The sequence below is a fragment of the Nakamurella sp. GG22 genome, assembly GCF_052976845.2.
The window spans coordinates 281,066-302,698 of record NZ_JBRIIO020000004.1; the positions used below are offsets into that span (position 1 = coordinate 281,066).

The 21,633-nt window shown below is 68.1% G+C and carries 25 protein-coding genes; 19 read left to right on the forward strand and 6 right to left on the reverse strand.

Annotation, left to right across the window (positions count from 1 at the left end; translation table 11 throughout):
* Positions 1–17 precede the first annotated feature (17 nt).
* From ACVBEQ_RS07140 to ACVBEQ_RS07165, 6 genes are all read left to right on the forward strand, one after another.
* A complete protein-coding gene (locus ACVBEQ_RS07140) occupies positions 18–1,352 on the forward strand; it encodes a sulfate adenylyltransferase subunit 1 (RefSeq protein WP_447153613.1) in 1,335 nt (444 codons plus the stop codon).
* Between the two features lie 141 nt (positions 1,353–1,493).
* Positions 1,494–2,660 (forward strand): ABC transporter substrate-binding protein, encoded by a 1,167-nt coding sequence (locus ACVBEQ_RS07145; protein ID WP_447153579.1) that lies wholly within the window; start codon positions 1,494–1,496, stop codon positions 2,658–2,660.
* Between the two features lie 12 nt (positions 2,661–2,672).
* Positions 2,673–3,503 (forward strand): ABC transporter ATP-binding protein, encoded by an 831-nt coding sequence (locus tag ACVBEQ_RS07150; protein ID WP_447153580.1) that lies wholly within the window; start codon positions 2,673–2,675, stop codon positions 3,501–3,503.
* Positions 3,490–4,395, forward strand: a complete 906-nt coding sequence (locus tag ACVBEQ_RS07155; protein ID WP_447153581.1) for an ABC transporter permease — start codon at positions 3,490–3,492, stop codon at positions 4,393–4,395. The genes ACVBEQ_RS07150 and ACVBEQ_RS07155 overlap by 14 nt, the downstream gene beginning before the upstream one ends.
* A 27-nt stretch (positions 4,396–4,422) precedes the next feature.
* Positions 4,423–5,178, forward strand: a complete 756-nt coding sequence (locus tag ACVBEQ_RS07160; RefSeq protein WP_447153582.1) for a sirohydrochlorin chelatase — start codon at positions 4,423–4,425, stop codon at positions 5,176–5,178.
* Between the two features lie 88 nt (positions 5,179–5,266).
* On the forward strand, positions 5,267–6,217 hold the full coding sequence (locus ACVBEQ_RS07165) for a hypothetical protein (protein ID WP_447153583.1): 951 nt from the start codon (positions 5,267–5,269) through the stop codon (positions 6,215–6,217).
* A gap of 38 nt (positions 6,218–6,255) precedes the next feature.
* Here ACVBEQ_RS07165 and ACVBEQ_RS07170 read toward each other — a convergent pair whose 3' ends face one another.
* Positions 6,256–6,453: a hypothetical protein gene (locus ACVBEQ_RS07170; RefSeq protein WP_447153584.1), complete on the reverse strand. Its 198-nt coding sequence runs from the start codon at positions 6,451–6,453 to the stop codon at positions 6,256–6,258.
* Positions 6,450–7,361 (reverse strand): DNA-3-methyladenine glycosylase family protein, encoded by a 912-nt coding sequence (locus ACVBEQ_RS07175; protein ID WP_447153585.1) that lies wholly within the window; start codon positions 7,359–7,361, stop codon positions 6,450–6,452. The genes ACVBEQ_RS07170 and ACVBEQ_RS07175 overlap by 4 nt, the downstream gene beginning before the upstream one ends.
* A 26-nt stretch (positions 7,362–7,387) precedes the next feature.
* Between ACVBEQ_RS07175 and ACVBEQ_RS07180 the strand changes: the two genes are divergently transcribed.
* The 4 genes from ACVBEQ_RS07180 (at position 7,388) to ACVBEQ_RS07195 (ending at position 9,814) form a co-directional block, all read left to right on the forward strand.
* Complete coding sequence (locus tag ACVBEQ_RS07180; RefSeq protein ID WP_447153586.1) at positions 7,388–8,005, forward strand: class I SAM-dependent methyltransferase; 618 nt, start codon at positions 7,388–7,390, stop codon at positions 8,003–8,005.
* Positions 8,006–8,060: 55 nt separating this feature from the next.
* Entirely contained in the window at positions 8,061–9,140 is a 1,080-nt protein-coding gene (gene ychF / locus ACVBEQ_RS07185) for a redox-regulated ATPase YchF (RefSeq protein WP_447153587.1), read from the forward strand.
* A gap of 109 nt (positions 9,141–9,249) precedes the next feature.
* Positions 9,250–9,477: a ribbon-helix-helix protein gene (locus tag ACVBEQ_RS07190; RefSeq protein WP_447153588.1), complete on the forward strand. Its 228-nt coding sequence runs from the start codon at positions 9,250–9,252 to the stop codon at positions 9,475–9,477.
* Entirely contained in the window at positions 9,467–9,814 is a 348-nt protein-coding gene (locus ACVBEQ_RS07195; RefSeq protein ID WP_447153589.1) for a type II toxin-antitoxin system PemK/MazF family toxin, read from the forward strand. Before ACVBEQ_RS07190 ends, ACVBEQ_RS07195 begins: the two co-directional genes overlap by 11 nt.
* Before the next feature lie 26 nt (positions 9,815–9,840).
* On the opposite strand, the gene ACVBEQ_RS07200 is transcribed toward ACVBEQ_RS07195, so the two are convergent.
* Entirely contained in the window at positions 9,841–10,974 is a 1,134-nt protein-coding gene (locus tag ACVBEQ_RS07200; protein WP_447153590.1) for a glutamate--cysteine ligase, read from the reverse strand.
* Between the two features lie 105 nt (positions 10,975–11,079).
* On the opposite strand from ACVBEQ_RS07200, the gene ACVBEQ_RS07205 reads away from it, so the two are divergent.
* On the forward strand, positions 11,080–11,544 hold the full coding sequence (locus tag ACVBEQ_RS07205) for an NUDIX hydrolase (RefSeq protein WP_447153591.1): 465 nt from the start codon (positions 11,080–11,082) through the stop codon (positions 11,542–11,544).
* Positions 11,545–11,553: 9 nt separating this feature from the next.
* On the opposite strand, the gene ACVBEQ_RS07210 is transcribed toward ACVBEQ_RS07205, so the two are convergent.
* Positions 11,554–13,194, reverse strand: a complete 1,641-nt coding sequence (locus ACVBEQ_RS07210; protein ID WP_447153614.1) for an aminotransferase class V-fold PLP-dependent enzyme — start codon at positions 13,192–13,194, stop codon at positions 11,554–11,556.
* Positions 13,195–13,351: 157 nt separating this feature from the next.
* Between ACVBEQ_RS07210 and ACVBEQ_RS07215 the strand changes: the two genes are divergently transcribed.
* Positions 13,352–13,765 (forward strand): OsmC family protein, encoded by a 414-nt coding sequence (locus tag ACVBEQ_RS07215; protein WP_447153592.1) that lies wholly within the window; start codon positions 13,352–13,354, stop codon positions 13,763–13,765.
* On the opposite strand, the gene ACVBEQ_RS07220 is transcribed toward ACVBEQ_RS07215, so the two are convergent.
* On the reverse strand, positions 13,740–14,240 hold the full coding sequence (locus ACVBEQ_RS07220; protein WP_447153593.1) for a methyltransferase family protein: 501 nt from the start codon (positions 14,238–14,240) through the stop codon (positions 13,740–13,742). The genes ACVBEQ_RS07215 and ACVBEQ_RS07220 overlap by 26 nt on opposite strands.
* Positions 14,237–14,590, reverse strand: a complete 354-nt coding sequence (locus ACVBEQ_RS07225) for a cupin domain-containing protein (RefSeq protein WP_447153615.1) — start codon at positions 14,588–14,590, stop codon at positions 14,237–14,239. The genes ACVBEQ_RS07220 and ACVBEQ_RS07225 overlap by 4 nt, the downstream gene beginning before the upstream one ends.
* A gap of 71 nt (positions 14,591–14,661) precedes the next feature.
* On the opposite strand from ACVBEQ_RS07225, the gene ACVBEQ_RS07230 reads away from it, so the two are divergent.
* From ACVBEQ_RS07230 to ACVBEQ_RS07260, 7 genes are all read left to right on the forward strand, one after another.
* A complete protein-coding gene (locus tag ACVBEQ_RS07230) occupies positions 14,662–15,519 on the forward strand; it encodes a metallophosphoesterase (RefSeq protein WP_447153594.1) in 858 nt (285 codons plus the stop codon).
* 48 nt (positions 15,520–15,567) lie between these two features.
* Positions 15,568–15,645 (forward strand): putative leader peptide, encoded by a 78-nt coding sequence (locus tag ACVBEQ_RS07235; RefSeq protein WP_447153616.1) that lies wholly within the window; start codon positions 15,568–15,570, stop codon positions 15,643–15,645.
* Between the two features lie 69 nt (positions 15,646–15,714).
* Positions 15,715–16,848, forward strand: coding sequence for an LLM class flavin-dependent oxidoreductase (locus tag ACVBEQ_RS07240; protein WP_447153595.1), 1,134 nt, complete (start codon positions 15,715–15,717; stop codon positions 16,846–16,848).
* Between the two features lie 37 nt (positions 16,849–16,885).
* The gene (locus ACVBEQ_RS07245; protein WP_447153596.1) at positions 16,886–18,208 is read left to right on the forward strand and encodes an ABC transporter substrate-binding protein; all 1,323 of its coding nucleotides are present in this window, start codon (positions 16,886–16,888) and stop codon (positions 18,206–18,208) included.
* Positions 18,208–19,206: a carbohydrate ABC transporter permease gene (locus tag ACVBEQ_RS07250; protein WP_447153597.1), complete on the forward strand. Its 999-nt coding sequence runs from the start codon at positions 18,208–18,210 to the stop codon at positions 19,204–19,206. The genes ACVBEQ_RS07245 and ACVBEQ_RS07250 overlap by 1 nt, the downstream gene beginning before the upstream one ends.
* A 2-nt stretch (positions 19,207–19,208) precedes the next feature.
* The gene (locus tag ACVBEQ_RS07255) at positions 19,209–20,036 is read left to right on the forward strand and encodes a carbohydrate ABC transporter permease (protein WP_447153598.1); all 828 of its coding nucleotides are present in this window, start codon (positions 19,209–19,211) and stop codon (positions 20,034–20,036) included.
* A gap of 87 nt (positions 20,037–20,123) precedes the next feature.
* On the forward strand, positions 20,124–21,633 hold a 1,510-nt coding region (locus ACVBEQ_RS07260), incomplete at its 3' end, for a DUF222 domain-containing protein (protein WP_447153599.1).

The window sequence follows — 21,633 nt, forward strand, 5'->3', positions numbered from 1 at the left end:
ATGAACTCGCCGACGAACTGAGCCACGCCCGCGGACTGCTCCGTTTCGCGACGGCAGGATCGGTGGACGACGGCAAGTCGACCCTGGTCGGCCGTTTGCTGCACGACTCGAAGTCGGTGCTGTCCGACACCCTCGACGCCGTGCAGCGCACGTCGGAGGCGAGAGGCCTTGACACCGTTGACCTGTCACTGCTGGTCGACGGCCTGCGGGCCGAGCGCGAGCAGGGCATCACCATTGATGTCGCCTACCGGTACTTCGCCACGCCGGCGCGGACCTTCATCCTCGCCGACACCCCCGGCCACGTGCAGTACACCAAGAACACCGTCACCGGAGCGTCCACCGCGGACCTTGTGGTGATCCTGACCGACGCCAGGACCGGGGTCGTCGACCAGACGCGCAGGCATGCCGCCGTCGCGGCGCTGCTCGGTGTCCCGCACCTGCTGCTTGCAGTCAACAAGATCGATCTCGTCGACTACGACCAGCAGGTGTTCGACGCCATCGCGACCGAGTTCTCGTCGTACGCCAAGGAACTCGGCATCCACGAGGTCACGGCCATCCCCATCTCCGCGCTGCACGGCGACAACGTGGTGGTGCGGTCCGGCCGGATCGGGTGGTACACCGGCCCGAGCGTGCTGGAACACCTGGAGCGGGTCGACCTCACCGACGACTCCGCGGACGGGTCACTGAGGTTCCCGGTCCAGTACGTCATCCGCCCGAGGTCGGACGATCTGCCCGACTACCGCGGGTACGCCGGCCGGGTGGCGGCGGGCACGGTTCGCCCCGGCGACGAGATCGTGGCGCTGCCGTCCGGCGTGCGGTCCGTCGTCAGCGGAATCGACACCGCCGACGGTCCAAGGGATGTCGCGGTGGCCGGCGACTCGGTGACGTTGCTGCTCGCCGGGGACCTCGATCTCGCAAGGGGCGACCTGATCGCCGGTGTGGCCGATGCGCCTACGCCGGTGACGCAGTTCGCCGCAACCATCACCCAGCTCGCGGACCGGCCGGTCCGGATCGGCACCCGTGCGCTGCTGCGGTACGGGACCTCGACGACGAGGGTCATCGTCGGTTCCATCGACGGACTGCTGGACATCGACAGCCTGACGCACCGCGACGCACCGCCCGCGCTGTCGCTCAACGACATCGCCAAGGTCACGCTGCGGACGGCCGATCCGCTGCCGGTCGAGGAGTATCGGCCGGGCGGCGCTGTCGGTTCCTTCCTGATCATCGACCCCGCCGACGGCACCACGCTGGCCGCCGGAATGGTCGGCGACCGGCGCGCTGCCCTGCACCCGCCTGCCCTCTCCAGCTCGACTCTCGCCGGCTCTGCCACCCCCACCGAGGAGGACTTCTGATGATCAGCCCGTCCGACGCCCGTCGAATGACCGTGGACCGATGTCCCCGGCCGGCCGTGCACGGCCGCGACATCGCGCTGTCTCCCGCCAACCTCCCCACCCCCGGTCCGTAACCCCGGGCGTCACCCCCAAGGACTTTCCGTGTCGACTTCCCGCTCCATCAGCACCCGCCTCAAACCGTCCCGCCTGTTCGCGGCCGGCGTTCTCGCCGCTGTCGCCGCCGTCACCGTCGCCTGCTCCTCCGGCAGCACCGCCGCCGAGTCCTCCACCGAGGCCGCAGCGTCCACGGCCCCCGCTTCCGCCGGCAGCGCCGCGGAGTCCGCAGGGAGCGCCGCTCCCGCGTCCGGGGCCGACACACTCCGCCTGGGCTATTTCCCCAACGTCACCCATGCCGCCGCCGTTCTCGGGGTCAAGAACGGCACGTTCCAGGAGGCGCTGGGTTCGACCAAGCTCGAGACCTCCACGTTCAACGCCGGTCCCGCAGCGATCGAGTCGCTGCTCTCCGGCGCGATCGACGCCACCTTCATCGGGCCGAACCCGGCGATCAACGCGTTCGTCAAGTCGAACGGGGATGCGCTGCGGATCGTCGCCGGCGCGACCAACAACGGTGCCGCGCTGGTCGTCAAGCCGGAGATCAGCGGTCCGGCCGACCTGAAGGGCAAGACGCTGGCAACCCCGCAGCTGGGCGGGACGCAGGATGTCGCGCTGCGGAAGTGGTTGCTGGACAACGGCCTCAAGGTGCAGACGACCGGCGGCAATGACGTCGACATCGTCAACCAGGAGAACTCGCAGACCCTCGACCTGTTCAAGACCGGCGAGATCGACGGCGCGTGGCTGCCAGAGCCGTGGGCGTCCCGGCTGGTGCTCGAGGCCGGCGGCAAGACGCTGCTCGACGAGAAGACCCTCTGGCCGGACGAGAAGTTCCAGACCACGATCCTGATCTCTTCCCGGCAGTTCCTCGAGGAACATCCAGAGACGATCCAGGCCCTGATCCAGGGTGAGATCGAGGAGATCGACGACATCGAGGCCGATCCGGCGAAGGCACAGACCGACCTCAACGCGGCCATCGGTGAGCTCACCGGAAAGCCGCTCGCGGACACCACCATCCAGGCGGCATTCGCCAACATCGAGCCGACCTGGGATCCGCTGGCCGGCACGCTCAACACCATCGCAGAGCACGGCGTCGAGGCGGGAACCCTGTCCAGTGCGCCTGATCTGAACGGTATCTACGACCTGACGGCGCTCAACAAGGTGCTTGCGGCCGCCGGGAAACCACCGGTCAGCGCCGCCGGTCTCGGCACGGAGTAGGGGAACGAAGAGATGACGACACTCGTCGGCGAGCCACACCTCGACTACCACGCGGACGACCCGCGGGTGGTGCCGCTGCTGCCGGACAAGGACCCAGGGGACGCCGCTGTCGCGATCGACGGCGTGAGCAAGGTGTTCTCCAGTCGCCGCGGGAAGGTCGCGGCGCTGGACAACGTCAGCCTGTCGGTGGCTCCCGGCGAGTTCGTCTGCCTGCTCGGCGCGTCCGGGTGCGGCAAGTCCACCCTGCTGAACCTGATCAGCGCCTTGGACAAGCCCACCAGCGGCACCGTCCGGACGACCGGCCGGCCGGCGCTGATGTTCCAGGAATCGGCCCTTTTCCCCTGGTTGACGGCCGGGCAGAACATCGCCCTGGCGCTCAAGTACGCGGGCGTTCCGCGGAAGCAGACCAAGGCCCGGATCGACGAGTTGCTGGATCTGGTGCGGCTTTCCGGTCACGCGGATCGGCGCGTCCACGAATTGTCCGGCGGTCAGCGGCAGCGGGTCGCGCTGGCCAGGGCGCTCGCCCAGAACAGCAGCGTGCTGTTGATGGACGAGCCGTTCGCGGCCCTCGACGCGATCACCCGGGACGTCATGCACGACGAGTTGACCCGGGTCTGGAAGGCGACCGGCAACAGCATCGTCTTCGTCACGCACAACGTCCGGGAGGCCGTCCGATTGGGCCAGCGGGTGGTGCTGCTGTCCTCCCGGCCGGGCCGGGTGGTGCGCGACTGGAAGGTCGACATCAAGGGACCCAGGACCATCGAGCACCCCGCCGTCGGTGCGCTCGCCGCTGAGATCACCGTGCGCCTGCGAGAGGAGATTGCCAGCCATGCCCGCTCTTGACGATTCGGTGATCACCCGCGACGAGGTGGAGCGCGAGGACACCGCCGCCGTCGGTGCCGGCCTCGACGTCCTGGAGGAACCGGACCGGGTCCGGGAGCCCTGGTGGCGCAAGCTCGGCAGCTCGGTCGTCCCGCCGATCCTGGCGCTGGTCGTCGTGCTGGTGGTCTGGGAGGTCGTGTACCTGCTCGGCGTCAAGCCGGAGGTCATGCTGCCGTCACCGGCGGCCGTCTTCGACGAGCTTCTGCGGCTGCTGCAGGGCGGGCAGGCCTGGGAGACGATCTGGACCAGCCTGTCCCGCGGATTGATCGGGTTCGCGATGGCGATCGTCGTCGCGGTGCCGATCGGGCTTGCCATCGCCCGGTTCAACTGGCTGCGCACCTCGGTCGGGCCGTTGCTGTCCGGCTTGCAGTCCATGCCGTCGGTGGCCTGGGTGCCGCTGGCCATTCTGTGGTTCCAGATCAGCCCGGCGATGATCTACATGGTCGTGCTGCTCGGTGCGGTCCCGTCGATCGCCAACGGGCTGACGGCCGGCATCGACCAGGTGCCGCCGCTGTACTCGCGTGTCGGCCATGTACTGGGTCTCGGCTGGTGGGGCCAGGCCCGGCATGTGCTGCTGCCGGCGGCGCTCCCCGGCTTCCTCGCCGGGCTCCGTCAGGGGTGGGCGTTCTCGTGGCGGTCGCTGATGGCGGCGGAACTCATCGTCACCTCGTCGAAGCTCGGATTCGGGCTGGGCCAGTTGATGAACCAGGGCCGCGACCTCTCCGATGCCCCGCTGCTGTACTCCGGGCTGATCCTCATCTTCGTGGTCGGCGTCGGTGTGGAGCTGATCATGTTCAGGCCGCTGGAGCGGGCCATCCTGGACGCTCGCGGGCTGGGCACCAAGAAGCGCTGACGCCGCTGCCGGGGCTAGCCTCAAGGCATGTCCAGGTCCCCGCTACCGCCCCTGATCGGTCTCGCCCACGGCAGCCGCGACCCGCGCGCCGCCGTGGTCATCGCGGACGTGATGCGGGCGGTTCAGGCGCTGCGGCCCGGTCTGGTCGCGGTTCCGGCGTTTCTCGATCTGTCGGAGCCCGACCTGACCGCCGCCGTCTCGGCGCTGCAGAACGACCTCGACGTCAGCAAGGCCGTGGTCCTGCCACTGCTGTTCACCGAGGCGTTCCATGCCCGGGTCGATACGCCCACCGCCGTCCGGGAGGCGCAGGAGGCCACCGGTGTGAGGCTGCGACTCGGCGACATCCTCGGGATGGGCGAGGAAGTACTGCAGGCACTGCAGGAATCGGCGGGAAGGGCGCACATCGCCGCGCATGAGGCGATCCTGCTGCTCGCGGTCGGCTCCAGCCGAGAGCAGGCCAACCTCGCGGTCCACGATCTCGCCGAACGGTGGAGCGCCCGCCGTCCGGGGCCGGTGTGGGCGGGTTTCGCCACGACGGGCGAGCCGCAGGCGTCGGAACTGCTGCGGCGGGCCGAGTCGAGCGGCCGGAGGTTCGGCGTCGTCCCGTTGTTCCTGGCGCCCGGTCTGTTGCTGGACGCCACCGCAGCACAGGCCATGGCGTTGGGCGCCGAGGTCGCGCAGCCTCTGGGCACATCCCTCGCCGAGCTCGTTCTCCAGCGCTACTGCGAGGCGCTGGCGGCCGACAGGTCGCTGACCGCGTCAAGGGATCGTATGCCTTTGTAACAATCTGGCGGCTATCGGCGGCGGCTCTCGCCCCGGGCGACCCGCTGCGCCACACTCGTCGCCGGGGCAATATCCGGGGGATTGATTGATGGTCGGATGCAAGCTGTTCGCAGTGGCGGCACTGCTGGCAGGAGTCGTGACGGCGGCCGCGGGCAGCCCGGCGACCGCGGGCGGGGTTCGCACGTCGTTGCCGTTCGCCGAATGTGCCAACGACATCAACGATTTCGGCGTGGTGGTGACCGATACCCATTTGTACTGGTGGGGCCACAGCCGACCGCTTCCTGCGGGCCTGGACCGCGCGACGCACATCAACAATCGCGGCCGGATCGCCGGCACGCAGGGCAATTACGCAGCGTTGTGGGACGGCAGGAAGGTCGTCGTGATCACCGGTGCAGTCGCCGGTGACGACTATTCCTTCATCGACGGACTCAACGAGCGGGGTGACGTCGTCGGCGCCTCGGGTACTTTCGGCGGCCCCGTGCACGCGTTCGTCCACCGGAACGGGAAGACCACGGCACTGCGCGGGCTGAGCGACTCCACCGCGGCAACCGGCCTGAACGACCGCGGCCAGATCGTCGGCTACAGCTGGGTCGACGACAGGCAGGTCAGCATCCGTTGGGACAAGAATCGTCGGGTCGTGACGTTGCCGGCGTTGGGCGACGGATCGGGTGACGCGCTGGCGACCGACATCAACAATGACGGCGTTGCGACGGGATACAGCTACCGCGACAACAACCTCGGCGGGCCGCACGCGGTGATCTGGACCGCCGGTCGCGCCGTGAAGGACATCGACCTGCCGACGAGCACCTTCGGTGTCGGCAGCGACATCAACAATCGCGGTGTCGTGGTCGGTTCCACTTCGGCGGATCGGCAGTCCGGTTTCTTCCGCCCGCGCTCCGGGCCGTTGAAGGTGCTCACCCCCGCCCCGGCGGTCGCCGCCGGGCAATTGACGGCGGTGAACGACGTCGGCTGGGCAGTGGGCTGCGACTTCGACGCCGACGGGAATTCGCGCGCGACGCTCTACCGAGCAGGGCGCTGACAGCGCTCATCGGCTGCGGTCGATCGTATGGTCGGCGGTCAGTTGGATGTCAGGGTGACGATGATGAAGACCACCAGAGCCACTGCGACCACGACGGCGACGGCGATGGTGCCCCAGAACATCAGCTTCGGCCGGGCCTCCACCTCGGCCCCGATCCACTCCAGCTCTTCACCCGGCGACCGGTGATGGGGCTCGTCGGCGTCGGTGGGCTGGTTGTCCCCGGGTGTTGTGGTCACGGGCGGGAGTCTAATCGTGCGCGGGTGGCCAGAGCAGCTCGCCACAGGTGCATGCCGGCATAGGACCGGTAGGGCCGCCACGCCGCGGAGTGCAGCGCGAGCGCGGCCGGCGTGGCGGCGAGGCCGAGCAGTTCCGCACCGCTGCGCAGCACAAGATCACCGGTCAGCAGCACGTCGCGGTCGGTCAGCAACCGCATCGCCACGTACCCGGCGGTCCACGGTCCGATGCCAGGTAGCGCGACGAGGTCGGCGGTGAGATCCGCCGTCGAGCGTTCAGGGGTCACCTCGAGGGTGCCGTCGGCCATCGCGGCGGCGGCCCCGATGACCGCAGCGGCGCGCCGTCTCGGTCCGACGATCAGAGCCGTACCGAGTTGGGCGACCGCCTCGGGCGTCGGGAACAGGTGGGTCAGTTCGCCGTCGGGTTCGGGCAGTCGCTGATCGGCCGCATGCACCAGCTTCGCGGCCGCCGTCTGTGCACCGGCCACCGACACCTGCTGGCCGAGCATTGTCCGTATCAGGGTTTCCGGGCCGTCGACGGTGCCCGGGATCCTGATGCCCGGCTCGGCGTCCACCCCTGGTCGCAGCGCCGGGTCGGCGGCCAGCACCGTGTCGATGGCGACCGGTTCGGCGTCGAGATCGAGCAGGGCACGGCAATGCGCGAGCGCCGCCGGCAGGTCCGACGCGTTCTCGAGCCGTATCGTCGCCGCCACCTCGCTCCCGCTGCGTCCGGTCGGCAGCGTCAACGCGACGGTCCCGGCGCCGGCCGGCAGTCGCAGCGTGCGGTGATAGGTGCGGTCCCGGACGTGCTCGACGCCTCGAACAGTGTGCGCCGCAAGGAATCCCAGCAGGGCATCGGCCGCGAACGGCGCACGGACCGGCAGCTCGGCGGTGAACGTGACGAACGGCACGCCGTCACTGTGCCATCCTGCTCGACGTGGAAGACGCACCCCCCACGAGGTGGGAAACGACCGTCACCGGTGAGCGCTGGGACTTCTATGTCGACCGCTTCGCCCGTGAATATGCCGAGGGTGCGGACCTGGAGGGCGAGGCACGGTTCGTCGACGTCATTGCGCCGCGCGGTGCCCGGATGCTCGACGGGGGCTGCGGGACGGGCCGGATCACTGCCGCCCTGCACCGGATGGGGCATCGGGTGATCGGTGCCGACCGGGACGCCGGGCTGGTGGAGATCGCCCGCAGCCGCTATCCCGGGCCGCCGTTCCTGGCGTCCGATCTCCTCACCCTGACGCCGACTGCGTTGTCGGATGCCGGCGGGCCTTTCGAGCTGGACGTGGCCGTGCTGGCCGGCAACGTCATGGTCTATCTGGCTCCGGGCACCGAACGGGCGGTGCTCAGCACCCTTGCGGGCCTGCTCGTGCCCGGCGGCCGGATCGTCACCGGGTTCGCGACTGACCGGGAGTACCGGGTGCCGGATCTGGACCTGGACGCCTCTGCCGTCGGGTTGGACGTCGAGCACCGTTTCGCGACGTGGCACCTCGATCCCTGGACCGATGATGCGGACTGGGCGGTGTCGGTCCTGCGGCGCAGCCCGTGACGGCCGCTTGCCGAGCGGGAAGAACGCAGCGAGGGCGACCGTAGACTGACGCCTCGTGAGTCTCACCCTCGGCATCGTCGGCCTGCCCAATGTCGGCAAGTCCACCGTGTTCAACGCCTTGACCCGTGCCAACGTGCTGGCCGCGAACTACCCCTTCGCCACCATCGAGCCCAACGTCGGTGTGGTGCCGATCCCCGATCCGCGGCTGGACCAGCTCGCCGAGGTGTTCCACTCCGTGCGGACGGTGCCGGCCACGGTGTCTTTCGTCGACATTGCCGGCATCGTGAAGGGCGCCAGCGAGGGCGCCGGCCTGGGCAACAAGTTCCTGGCCAACATCCGTGAGGCCGACGCGATCTGCCAGGTGGTCAGGGTGTTCTCCGACGACGACGTCGTGCACGTCGACGGTCGGGTCGATCCGCTCGCGGACGTCGAGACGGTCAACACCGAACTGATCCTGGCCGACCTGCAGACCCTGGAGAAGGCGATCCCCAGGCTGGAGAAGGAGGCCAGGACCGCGAAGGACCGCAAGTCTGTCCTGGAGGCGGCGCAGGAGGCGAACGCGCTGCTCGACAGCGGCCGGACGCTCTTCTCGGCCCGGGGCACGCTCGATCTCGTGGTGCTCAGGGAGCTGTCGCTGCTGACCGCCAAGCCATTCCTGTACGTCTTCAACGCCGATGAAGCGGTGCTGACCGATGACGCCCGCCGGGCCGAACTGCTGGCGGCCGTCGCGCCTGCCGATGCGGTGTTCCTGGACGCCAAGGTCGAGTTCGAACTGCTGGAGATGGACGCCGAGTCGGCCGCCGAGCTGCTGGAATCCGTCGGCCAGTCCGAGCCGGGCCTGCATGCCCTGGCCCGCGCGGGCTTTCACACGCTCGGGCTGCAGACCTACCTGACCGCCGGGCCCAAGGAATCCAGGGCCTGGACGATCAAGAAGGGCGCCACCGCACCGCAGGCCGCCGGGGTGATCCACACCGACTTCGAGCGGGGTTTCATCAAGGCGGAGGTCGTCTCGTTCGACGACCTGATGGCGGCCGGTTCGATGCAGGCCGCCAAGGCCGCCGGTCGGGTGCGGATCGAGGGCAAGGATTACGTGATGGCCGACGGCGACGTTGTCGAGTTCCGATTCAACGTCTGACACAGGGTAATCGGTGACAGACCGGTTGCTCCTGATGGTGCGCGCGACCGCCTCTTCTGATCGAGCACATCCGTAGACGAATTGGGATACTGTTCGGCATACTGACTGGGTGACCACCACGATCAAGGTGCCGACCGAGCTTCGCGACCGAATCAACCGGGATGCTCAGGAGCAAGGTGTAACTGCAGCCGGCCTGATTGAGAAGCTGCTCGATGGCTATGAGCGGCGCAGGCGCATGGAGGCATTTGGGCGCGCGTTCCGCGGCGCCGACAAGGAGTATCGAGACGAGTTTCGTGATTGGGACGTCGCAATCGGCGACGGACAAGATGGCAACTGATCTCCGGCGAGGCATCGTGGTGTGGGCCGAACTGAGTCCCGCGCGTGGGCGGGAGCAGGCCGGGCGCCGGCCCGCGCTCGTCATCGCCAGTGACCTCTACTTGGAACAGGCCGACACGCTCGCAATCATCGTGCCGGTGACCACGAACAATCGTGGATGGCCGAATCACGTGCTTTTGAAGGGCCAAGGTCTGGCGCTCGATCAGCCGAGCTTTGCGATGACCGAACAGCCGCGGACGGTCACTCGCGACCGACTGTTCGATATCGCGGGCACCGTCGACAGGGCGACGATGACTGAGGTCGACGGCTGGCTGCGTGACTTCCTGGCGCTGCCATGATCAGGCTCAACGTCTGACCCGGGACCTCACAGGGGCTGGCCGTCGCGCAGTTCCCGGACCAGCGAGGAGACGACAGCCTTGAGGCTGCCGTCGTTGTCGGCAGCCACCCGGAGTTGTCGCTGATAGCTGGCACCGCGGTCGACGATGTCGAGCACGTTCTCCAGTTCGGCGCTGCAGTCGAGCGAGGCGGCCACCGGGGCCAGCGCGGGGAGCAACTCGTGCAGATCCTCGGTCACCAGGCGTTCGTCACCGGCGGCGTTCTGGATGATGATCGCGTCCATCCCGTACCTCGCGGCCCGCCATTTGTTCTCCCGGACGAACCACGGCGGCAGCTGCTCGACCGGGCGGCCGGCATCCAGATCCCGGGAGAACCGTTCCACCAGGCACTGGGTCAGCGCGGCGATGGCGCCGATCTCCCTGGACGTCGAGATCCCGTCGAAGGTCCGGACCTCGATGGTGCCCCACTTGGGCGATGGGCGAATGTCCCAGCGCAGCTCGCCGAGCTGGTCGATGACGCCGGTGTGCAGCATGTCCGCGGCCATCGACTCGTACTCTTCCCACGCGCCGAACTGCGGTGGCAGCCCGGCGGTGGGCAGCTGCTGGAACATCAGAGCGCGATTCGAGGCGTAACCGGTCGTCTCGCCGGCCCAGAACGGGCTCGATGCACTCAATGCCTGGAAATGCGGAAGGTAGGTCAGCAGCCCATTGATGATGGGCAGCACTTTCCGCCGGTCCTCGACAGCGACGTGGACGTGCACGCCCCAGATCATCATTTGCCGTCCCCACCAACGGGTGCGGTCGATCAAGGTGTCATAGGTCGGTTTACCGGGGGTGACCTGCTGCTGGAACCACTGACTGAAAGGGTGGGTGCCGGATGAGATCAGGTCGACACCAAGGGGTTCGGCGTAGGAGATCACCCGTTCGACGAGGCCGGTCAGGTCATTGACGGCGTCACGCGCATGCCGATGCGGTGCGCTGACGATTTCGATCGTATTCGTCAGCAATTCGTTCGTCACGTGCGGATAGGAGTCGGCCGGACCCGTTTTCGCCAACAACTCCGGCGCGGCCGGCGACAGTTCTCCGCTGCGCCGATCGACGCAGGCGATCTCCCACTCGATTCCGAGCCGCGACCGCTCGGAAGGGGTGAACTCGATCTTCATCATGTGTTCCTGTCGGCCCGGCAAGAAGCAGTGCGGAGGAGCGTATTACGTGGTCGGTGGCGGTCCGGACGTCGGGTGTCGGGCGGCGGTTGAGACCATGGTGCGGTGCACGGAGACGGGAATGGCTGGGTGCGCTGCGGGCTGGGTCACCAGCACTGGGGCGTATACGGCGCGGCCGGTCTGCTCGTGCGCCGGAAGGACGCGGGCTCGGAGGTCAGTGTGCTCATGCAGCATCGGGCGCCGTGGACGAGCCTGGGCGATACCTGGGGTCTGCCCGGTGGGGCCAGGGACAGCCACGAGACGGCGGTCCACGCCGCCATCCGGGAGGCCGGTGAGGAGGCCGGTGTCAACCCGGATGCCCTGTCCGTCGTCGGCGAATGGATCGACGACCACGGCGGCTGGGCGTACGTCACGGTGATCGCCGACGCCTTGCGCCCGCTGACCCTGGAGGCGAATGCTGAGAGCGCCGAGCTCCGGTGGGTCCACTTGGCCGAGATCGATGCGCTGCCGCTGCATCCCGGGTTCGCGAAGAGCTGGCCGACGGTCAGCCTGCTGGTCGCCGCGCAATGACAGTTGTGATCAGCCGGCCGACAGACACGCCGGCGGCAGGTCGAACCACCGCAGCTGCTCGAAATCGGCGGACAGGTCGGTCGCCTGCTCGGCGACCACATGAACGTCGGCCCGGGGTGGTCGGGCCATCAGCTCGCGTGCTTCCGCCAGGTACTGCTGCAGTGCGCTCTCCGGGGCGCGGTCGTGCCGGCGGGGGTAGGTCATCGCGCCGGTGTCGTCGTAGCCGACCTGCACCAGGCGCATCGGTGGCTCGGCCGGTCCGAGACGGTGCCGCCACAGACCGTTCGCCGGATCGAAGCGGTAGTCCTCGAGCAGCCGCCAGCCCTGCCGGGCGATCATGGCGACGGCCTCCACGAGGTAGTCGAACACCGCCTGGGAGATGAAGTAGTTGAAGTTGATCCGCACCCAGCCGGGCTTGATTCCCTCGCAGCCGTGGGTGATCTCGCGCTCGAAGGCGTGTGATCGGTCGAGGTCGATACCGAGCAGCCGGTGGCCGTACGGGCCCGCGCAGGAACACCCGCCGCGCGCCTGGATGCCGAACAGGTCGTTGAGCAGCGAGACGACGAAGTTGTGGTGCAGGTACTGGCCGCTCGGCGCGCGCACCACGAAGGAGACGATCGACAGGCGTTCGGCGTCGGGGTTGCCGAGAACCTCGATGGTCGGCTCCGCCTGCCAGGCTGCGACCGCCCGGCGCAGGAAGTAGTCCTCGCGGCCGCGGATCACCTCGACACCGACGGCCTGTTTGAGCTGGAAGACCATCCCGGCCCTGATCGACTCGACGATCGCGGGTGTGCCGCCCTCCTCGCGCTGCACGGGATCGGCAAGATAACGATGCTCGTCCGGGTTGACGTAGGCGACGGTGCCGCCGCCGGGCACGTCGGGCACCCGGTTGGTCAGCAACTCACGGCGGACGGCCAGCACCCCCGGGGTGCTGGGGCCGCCGATGAACTTGTGCGGACTGAGGAAGATCGCGTCCTTGTAGGCGCCGGGACGTTCGACACCCGCGTTCATCTCGATCTCGACATACGGTGCCGCCGCTGCGAAGTCCCAGAAGGACAGCGCCCCGTGCTCGTGCAGCAGGGCCGAGATCCGGTGCGTGTCGGTCACGATCCCGGTGACGTTGCTGGCCGCCGAGAAGGATCCGATCTTGAGCGACCGGTCGCGGTGGCGCACCAGTTCCGCTTCCAGCCGCGCTGCGTCGATGTGGCCGTCGGCGTCTTGCGGGATGACCACGACGTCGGCGATGGACTCCCGCCACGGCAATTCGTTGGAATGGTGCTCGAACGGGCCGATGAAGATGACCGGGCGCTGGTCGGCGGGGATGGCGTCGCTGAGCCTGTAACGGTCGTCGAGCTGGGCCGGAATCCGCAACCCGAGGATGCCGATCAGCTTGTCGATGGCGCCGGTACACCCGGACCCCGCGAAGAGCACGACGGTGTCCTCGTCACCACCGATCGCGGCGTGGATGATGCCGCGCGCGTCCTCCCGGAGCCGGGTGGTCTGCAGGCCGGTGCCGCTGGATTCGGTGTGCGTGTTGGCGTACCGGGGGAGCACCTCTTCCCGGATGAAGTCCTCGAGGAAGCTCAGTGCGCGGCCCGATGCCGTGTAGTCGGCGTAGGTGACGCGGCGCGGCCCGTACGGTCCGGGCATCACCTGGTCATCCCCGATGACGGACTCCCGGATGCGTCGCAGCAGCGGGGTGTCGAGAAAATCGGGGACGGCCACCCCAGGAGCGTAGTCAGCCATCGATCACTTTCGGGTCTTTCGGCCCATTGGTATCCATCTGCGCAACGATACCCTAGGGGGTATGGAAAACCATGTCACCGTGCGGCACCTGGAGCAGGACCGGTTCTCGATCGGCGTCCGCGGCCACATCCTGTACGTCGACCAGCCGGACAGCGCCGGCGGCACCGACACGGCGCCGACGCCCACCGAACTGTTCGTCGCCGGCCTGGCGAGCTGTGTGGCGTTCTATGCCCGCCGATACCTGGCCAGGCACGGCATCGCCGGCGACGGTCTCGCCGTTTCGGCGGACTTCGAGACCGGCGGCCGGCCCAACCGGGTCACCCGGATCACCATCGCCGTCGAACCCCCGCCCGGCCTGCCGCAGGAACGCCGTGCCGCCTTCCTCGCCGTTGCCTCGCACTGCACGGTGCACAACACCCTGGCCGACCCGCCGGAGGTCGCGATCACGCTCAACGAGCCGGTGGCCGCGCACTGATCGACGGCAGGAAACGCGGAGTCCGGCGCGCGTACGCCTCATAACCGGCGAACCGCGCCTGCAGTTGTGTCTCCTCGAACCGCGACTTCACGGCGAGCAGCGTCACGAGACCAGCGGTGACCGGGACGGCCCAGCGGTTGCGCAGCAGCACGGTGCGGCCGATCGCAGCGGTCAGGACTCCGGTGTAGATCGGGTGGCGGACGTAGCGGTACAGGCCGCCGGTACGCAGTTCGGCCCGCTCGTTCGGCAGCGGCAGCGCGGTCAGTCCCTTTCCCAACGACGTCGACGAGGCCACGGCGATACCGGCGCCGGAGCCGGTGATAAGCACCGCGGACACGCGCAGTACCGGCGGGAGTGGCCAGTCCTGACGTCGGGGGAGCAGCGCCAGTGCCACCAGCAGAGCGGCCTGTCCCGCGACCAGAAGACGGGCGGTCCGCCGGTCCGCGGCCTCGGGCACCGCGCCGGTCGACGTCACCTGATGATCGGGTTCCCCTTCGGGAGCTTCGCGACCGTCAGCAGCACCACCGCGTCCTCCAGCGCGAGCAGCGAATGACGCTTCGGTGGCATGAACAACATGTCGCCCTGCCGGCCCTCCCACTGATGCCCGTCGGCGTCCAACCTGACCCGACCGGTGATCACCTGAACCGTTGCCTCGCCGGGATTCTCGTGCTCCGACATCGATGACTGCGCGGTCAGCGCGATGACCGTCTGACGCAGCACGTGCTCATGACCACCCCACACGGTGCGGGCACTCCGGCCGCTGCTGGCGGTGGCCGCACGTTCCAGCTGCTCTCGGGCCAACGCCTGCAACGACATCTTCTGCATTGCCACAGTCTGACGGTCGATGCGGTATCGCGCTGATCGACGGACGGCGATTCGTGTGATCCACTTCGGGCGTGTCCGCCGCCGCCGAGCCGCGCCGACCCGGCAGGGTCGCCGTCTTCGGTGACGTCGGCGGTCATTCCGGCCCGCTGCGCGAGGCCCTGGTGGCACTCGGTGCCGACCCCGACAGCCTGCGACTGCCGGACGACCTCACGGTCGTGCAACTCGGTGACCTGGTCCACCGCGGACCCGACACACCGGGATCGATCGCCATCGCCGACACTGTGATGGCCCGTCAGCCCGGGCAGTGGGTGCAGCTCGCCGGCAACCACGAGGCCTACTACCTCACCCCGCCGAGGTTCCACTGGCCCGAGCGGCTCGCCGAAGAGGACCTGGAGACGCTGTACCAGTGGTGGCGGACCCGACGGATGAAGGTGGCCGCCGCGGTCCGGGTCAGCGGCGAACCGTGCGGCTACCTGATCACCCACGCGGGACTGACCGAGGGATTCTGGAGGCACTTCGTCGGGATGCCGACGGACGCGGTCGAGGCAGCGAAGGCGCTGAACAGGCTGGTCGGCCGGATTCACGAGAGCTGGGTGTTCCGACCGGGAGTGATGCTCACCGGCGAGGTCGATCTGGCGGCCGGGCCGCTGTGGGCCTCCGCCCCGGACGAGCTGATCCCGTCCTGGGCGGCGTCGTCGGCGGCTGCCCCCTTCCACCAGATCCACGGTCACAGCAGCACGATCGACTGGGTCACCGGACGTCGCTACGGGCGGCAGGATCTGCCGGTCGCGCTGCACGAGGAGGCGGAACTCCGTCACGCCAGCGTGCTGATCGAGGGCAGGGAGATCATCGGGATCGATCCCGGGCACGGTCGGCGGCCCGCTGCGTCCTGGGGACCGCTGGTTCTCGACGACGCCATCCTGTGCTGATCCGGGCGGCGAGTTGACTATCGCCGGAGCGGTAGCGAGGATCGGGGCATGACAACCGCTCTGGTGTCGCGACGGCACGTCGATCTCGTGCGCGTCGCCAGCGCCGCGTGTTGTCCGACCGGCTGAGCCCATCCCCTCTTCTCGCCGCCCAGGCGCTGAGACCCCGGCGCCCGTCACCCCTCCCTGAGGACTCCCATGTCGCAGCAGCACGGCCGACCCGCGCCGGTGTTCCACTGGTTCCTGCCCACCCGCGGTGATTCCGACACCCCCGGAGTGATCCCCGCATTCGGCGACACCGAGGTCGGCACGGGGCGACGGCTGCCGACGCTCGACTATCTGACCCGCGTTGCGCAGGCAGCGGAATCCGCGGGCTTCGACTCCGTCCTGACACCGGTCGGCATCGGCTGCCCCGATCCCTGGGTCGTCTGCTCGGCCATCGCGGCCCGGACCGAGCGATTGGGCTTCATCGTGGCATTACGGCCGAGCCTGGCGTCGCCGACCCTGCTCGCCCAGCAGGCCGACACCTTCACCAGGATGCACGGGCGGCGGTTGACGTTGAACATCGTCACCGGTGGCGACCCGGTCGAACAGGCCGCCTACGGCGACCACACCGATCACGACGGGCGCTACGAGGTGACCAGCGAGGCCCTCGACGTCCTCGAACCGCTACTCGCCGGCCAGCGAAAGACACTGCACGGCAAGCACATCAACGTCGTCGACGCCGCGTTGGTCGGTCCGTCGGGAATCCCCGTCCCGGTGTACTTCGGCGGGGCGTCGCCCGCGGCCCAGGCGGTGGCCGCCCGCCAGGCGGACACCTACCTGCTGTGGGGCGAGCCGGTGGACGCCATTGCCGCCCGGGTGTCGGCCATGCGCGGACTCGCGGCGGAGCAGGGTCGGAAGCTGCGGTTCGGATTGCGCATCCACATCCTGAGCCGGGACACCGGCGCGGAGGCATGGGCGGAGGCCGACCGTATCCAGGCCGGCTTCGACCCGGCGGTGGTGGCCGCCGTCCGGCAGCGCAAGGCGCGGATGGACTCCGTCGGACAGGCCCGGATGGCCGACCTGCACGCAGCCGAAAGTCCGACCACCGCAAAGGATCTGACGGTGGCCCCGAACCTGTGGTCGGGCATCGGACTGGTCCGTGAGGGAGTCGGGACCGCCATCGTCGGCAGTCACGACGAGGTCGCCCAGCGCCTCGAGGAGTACATCGAGATCGGCATCGACGAGTTCATCCTCTCCGGGTATCCCCACCTCGAAGAGGCGACCAGGGTCGGTGCGGACGTGATTGGCCGGGTCCGTTCCGGGTACCAGTCAGCGATACCGGCCTAACGGCCGGGCTCATTTTTTCAAGAATCAGGAGTCGCAGATGTCCGCCGTTCCTCCGTCCGTGTCGGGAGTCACCCGCCGATCCTTCCTGACCGGCGTCGGGCTGTCGGGAGCCGGTCTGTTGCTCGCCGCCTGCGGCGGGCCGGGGTCCACCGCGTCACCGACCAGTGCGGCCGCAGCCGCGTCCGGCAGCGGCACGGCGAACGTCACCGGCACGGTCAACTTCTATCACTGGCGCAGCGAGGACAAGGCGGTCCTGGATTCGCTGGCGGCATCCTTCGCCGAGAAGTACCCCGGCGTGTCGGTCACCCAGACCATCGACCCGTCCGAGCAGTACCAGTCGACCGCTGCGCAAAAGGCGAGGGACGGATCGATCGGTGACGCCTTGACGGCGCTGCGCGGAACGCAGTTCTCGCAGTTCACCGAGCAGAACATCTTCACCGATCTGTCGTCATCGGGAATCGCAGCCAACTACGTCGAGAACCTGATCACCCCCGGCGCGCTCGACGGGAAGCAGCTCGGATTCCCGTATCAGCTGATCTTCAACATGCCGCTGCTGAACACCGAGATCGCCGAGAAGGCAGGCGTGTCCGAGGTTCCCGCCGACTGGGACGCCTACATTGCCGCGCTGGAGAAGTTCAAGTCCTCGGGCGTCGACCCGATCGTCTGGCCCGGCAACGACCCGGCGAACGCGTTCCAGATCATCAACACCCTGGCCATGAACAACGGCCCGACGCCGGACATGTTCGCCGGGATCGAGGACGGCCGCTACAAGGCCACCGATGACTGGTGGGTCACGGCCCTCACCCAGTTCCAGCAGCTCTCGCAGTACTTCCAGCCCAACTTCGCCGGTGCCAGCACCGACGGCGTGCTGGCCCTGTTCTCGCAGGGCAAGGCGGCGATCCTGCCCACCGGGACCTACCAGATCGCCCAGGTGCGGACCGCGGGTGGCAAGTTCCCGATCGACCTTGCGCCGCTGATCACCACACCTGCCGGTGAGACGCCTGCCTACGAGGGTGTCTTCAACGCGACGTTCATTCTCGGGGTGAATTCACAGGCGAAGAACGCCGACGGTGCCCGGGCGTGGGTGGAGTTCCTCTCTCAGCCAGAGAATGCCGCGGTCTATGCCAACGGCACCTCGCAGCACGTCACCGTCTCGGGTGTCGAGTACGAGAACCCCGACCTGAAGGCGCTGGCGCCATGGGTGGAGCGCAAGACGTTGCTCGCGCCGCGGTTCCAGTTCGTCAATGCCGACATCCGGTCCGCCATCGAGAACTCGCTGGTCGCGGTGGCCTCCGGTTCGAGCCCACAGCAGGCTGCAGAAGCAGCTCAGCAGATCGTCGACGAGAAGCGGCCGGGCTGATGACCAGCGGGACCGCATCGACGGTGTCGAGGGTTTCGCCCGGTCCCGCTGCTGCGGACGGCAAGACGCAGAGCCCGTTGCGGTCCCGGCTCAGCCGGTCGGGCTGGGGTCGATCCGGCCGTCGCGGCAATGATCCGCGGCTCTTCCTGTTCCTGCTGCCGGCGGCCGCGGTGTATCTGTGGCTTGTCCTCTGGCCGACGGTGCAGGCGTTTCGGTACTCGGTGACGGACTGGGACGGGCTCTCGGCCACCTTCAACGAAGTCGGGCTGAACAATTACCAGCGTCTCCTGGGCGGGGACAGCGTCTTCACCCAGGCGGTCGGCAACTCGTTCAAGTTCATGTTCGCGGTGGTGTTGGGTCAGACGACACTGTCGCTGATCCTTGCCATTGCGCTGCAGCGCAACACGAAAACAAATATCGTGCTGCGGGCGCTGTACTTCTTCCCGACAGTGTTGTCGTCCGTGTCTGTGGCCTTCATCTGGACGTTCGTCTACGACCCCACCTTCGGTCTGGCCAATACGTTCCTGGCCGCGATCGGTTTGGAGAGCTGGCAGCAGCCGTGGCTGGGTAATCAGTCGATGGCGATCTTCTACCTGGCCATCGTGCAGATCTGGTTCCACGCCGGGCAGATGATGGTCGTCTACATCGCCGGCCTCCAGACCATTCCGCTGGAGTTGTACGAAGCAGGCGACATCGACGGCACGTCCCGGTGGCAGCGGTTCCGCTACCTGACCTGGCCACTGATCGCGCCGGCGACCGCGATCGTCGTCGCGTACACGACGATCCAATCGTTCAAGGCGTTTGACCTGATCTACGCCAGCACCGGTGGCGGACCGAACCACGCCACCGAAATCCTGTCGACGCTGATCTACAACTCGGCGTTCCGGACCTTCGAGTTCGGTTATGCGGCAGCACAATCGGTCATCTTCGTACTGGTGGTGGCGCTGGTCACCGTGCTGCAGCGCAGGGCCGTTGCGCTCTCTTCGAGAGGGGCGTGACGATGGCCGCACCCACATTGCGGGGCGCCGGTCGCACCGTGCTGCTCACCATCTACTCGCTGATCATCCTGGTGCCGTTGACGGTCGTGCTGTTCACCACCGTGAAGACGTCGCCGCAGATGTATGCCAGCCCGTTCGGGCTACCCACCTCGCCGACGCTGGACAATTTCGGTGAATTGCTGCAGGGTGGCCGGCTCGGGACCAGCCTGTTCAATTCCGTCGTCGTGACGCTCTGCTCGGTCGCCCTCACATTGCTGATCTCGAGCCTGGCCGCTTTCGCCATCGCCCGGATCCACGGCTGGCTGGGGATTGCCGTGTTCGGTCTCTTCGCGCTGGGACTTGCCGTTCCCGCTCAGGTCGCCATGATTCCGCAGTACGTCATCTTCAAGCAGATCGGTCTGACCAATTCGCTCCTCGGCCTGATCCTGATCAACATCGCGGTCACCTGCCCGGTTGCGATCTTCATCCTCACCGGCTTCCTGAAGACCCTGCCGACGGAATTGTTCGAGGCCGCGGAGATCGACGGTGCGGGGCAGTGGCGCACGTACCAGTCGATCGCGCTGCCACTCGCGGCGCCGTCGGTGGCCGCGGTGGCCATCTTCCTGTTCGTGATGCACTGGAACGACCTGCTGTACCCGTTGCTGTTCATCACCGATCCGGCGAAGGCGACCCTGCCGAAGGCGCTGCTCGACTTCAAGGGTGAGTACACGACGAACTACCCGGTGCTGTTCGCCGGCGTGCTGATCGCGAGCGCGCCGATGGTGATCGCCTACGTGTTGCTGCAGCGCTACTTCGTCGCCGGGATCACGGCCGGTGCGACGAAGGGCTGAGCCCGGTGGAGGCAGTTCCGGATCTGTCCGGCCGTTGATGATTGCGATCGCGGACTGACTGTCGGGGGTGCGCTGTAGGTTCTTTGCATGACCAGATCAGTTGTGTCGAAACAAGTCTCGAAGGGACATGTTGCTGGTGACGTCGCCGCTGGCATCATCGACGAACTGGCAGAACAGCTCAAAATCCTGGGCCGGGCGCAGGCCCGGCACGCCGCATTGATGGTCGACTTCACCGACACCCGGCGGGCCCTGGACCAACACGGCATCAACAACGACCGGCACCACGGTGGGCAGCCGTCGTTCAAGGCCGGGGAATTCGCCAGCACCGAGATCAGCATGGCCGTCAAGGCATCGAAGTTCACCGTGCAAGGCACCGTGTCGATGGCCCGCCGCGTGAAAGCGGAAGCGCCTGATGCGTGGGACGCCTGGGCGGCCGGCGACATCGACCAGGACAAGATCATCCGAATCAACCGGGCCCTGCGCCGGCTGGTCCGGAACTCCTCGAAAGAACTGCTCAACTCCGTGGTCGTCGACCTCGCCGTCTGCCGGACTCCGGAGATCCTCGGCAGGTGCCTGAACCAGTTCATCCTGCGGATCGAACCCGACCTGCAGGACGAGCGGCTACACCGATCACTGGGCGACCGGTACGTCTCGGTCCGCCCCGACCTGGACGGCATCAGCTACCTGTCCGCCGCGCTGTCCTCCATCGACGCCCACGCCATCGACCAGGTCCTGCGCGCACTGGCCGCCATCGCCGACCCTGGCGACCCCCGCACCCTGCAGCAACGCCGGGCCGATGCACTGGTCGACCTGCTCCTGGGCCGGATCAGCAACGGCTGCCACGTCGTGTGGGACACCAACAGCGACGCCGACGACCACCTCGACGACGACACACCGGATCCGACGGGAAACGAGGACAGTGGCGCCGGCGCCGGCGAGGACAAGGGCGACGACGGGGCCGACGACGGGGGCGGCGACGGCAGCGGCAATGGCGATGACGGCAGTGGCAGTGGAAGTGGCGATGACAAGCTCGGCGTGGCCGACGAGTGGGAGCTGCCGGCGTCCGCGTTCCGGCCCGACCCACCCCGCTCCGCCGTCGACACCACCGACCACACGACCGGGACACCCAGGGTGATCACCTGTACCGGCAACCGCGAGCCGCGGCCGGTGCAGGTCACCATCGGGGTCGTCGTCTCCGTCCAATCCCTGATCGGCGCCACCAACACCCCCGGACAACTGATGGACCGCAGCGCATCGGTCCCCGCAGACACCCTCCGGGCCCTCGCCCAGCAACCCGGGAGCCTGTTCTACCGGTTACTCACCGACCCCCACGGCAACCTGCTCGACGTCACCGAACTGGGCCGGTTTCCCTCCGGGAAGCTCGGTACCGCCATCAGATTCCGGGACGGGGTCTGCGCCAACCCGACCTGCACCTGCCCGCCACCCGCTGCGACTTGGACCACCTCATCCCCGTCCCCGAAGGACCCACCACCGCCGCCAATCTCACCGCCGAATGCCGCCACGAACACCGCGCCAAAACCCACGCCGGACACCACTGCGAACGCACCGGCCCCCACACCACCCAATGGACCACCCC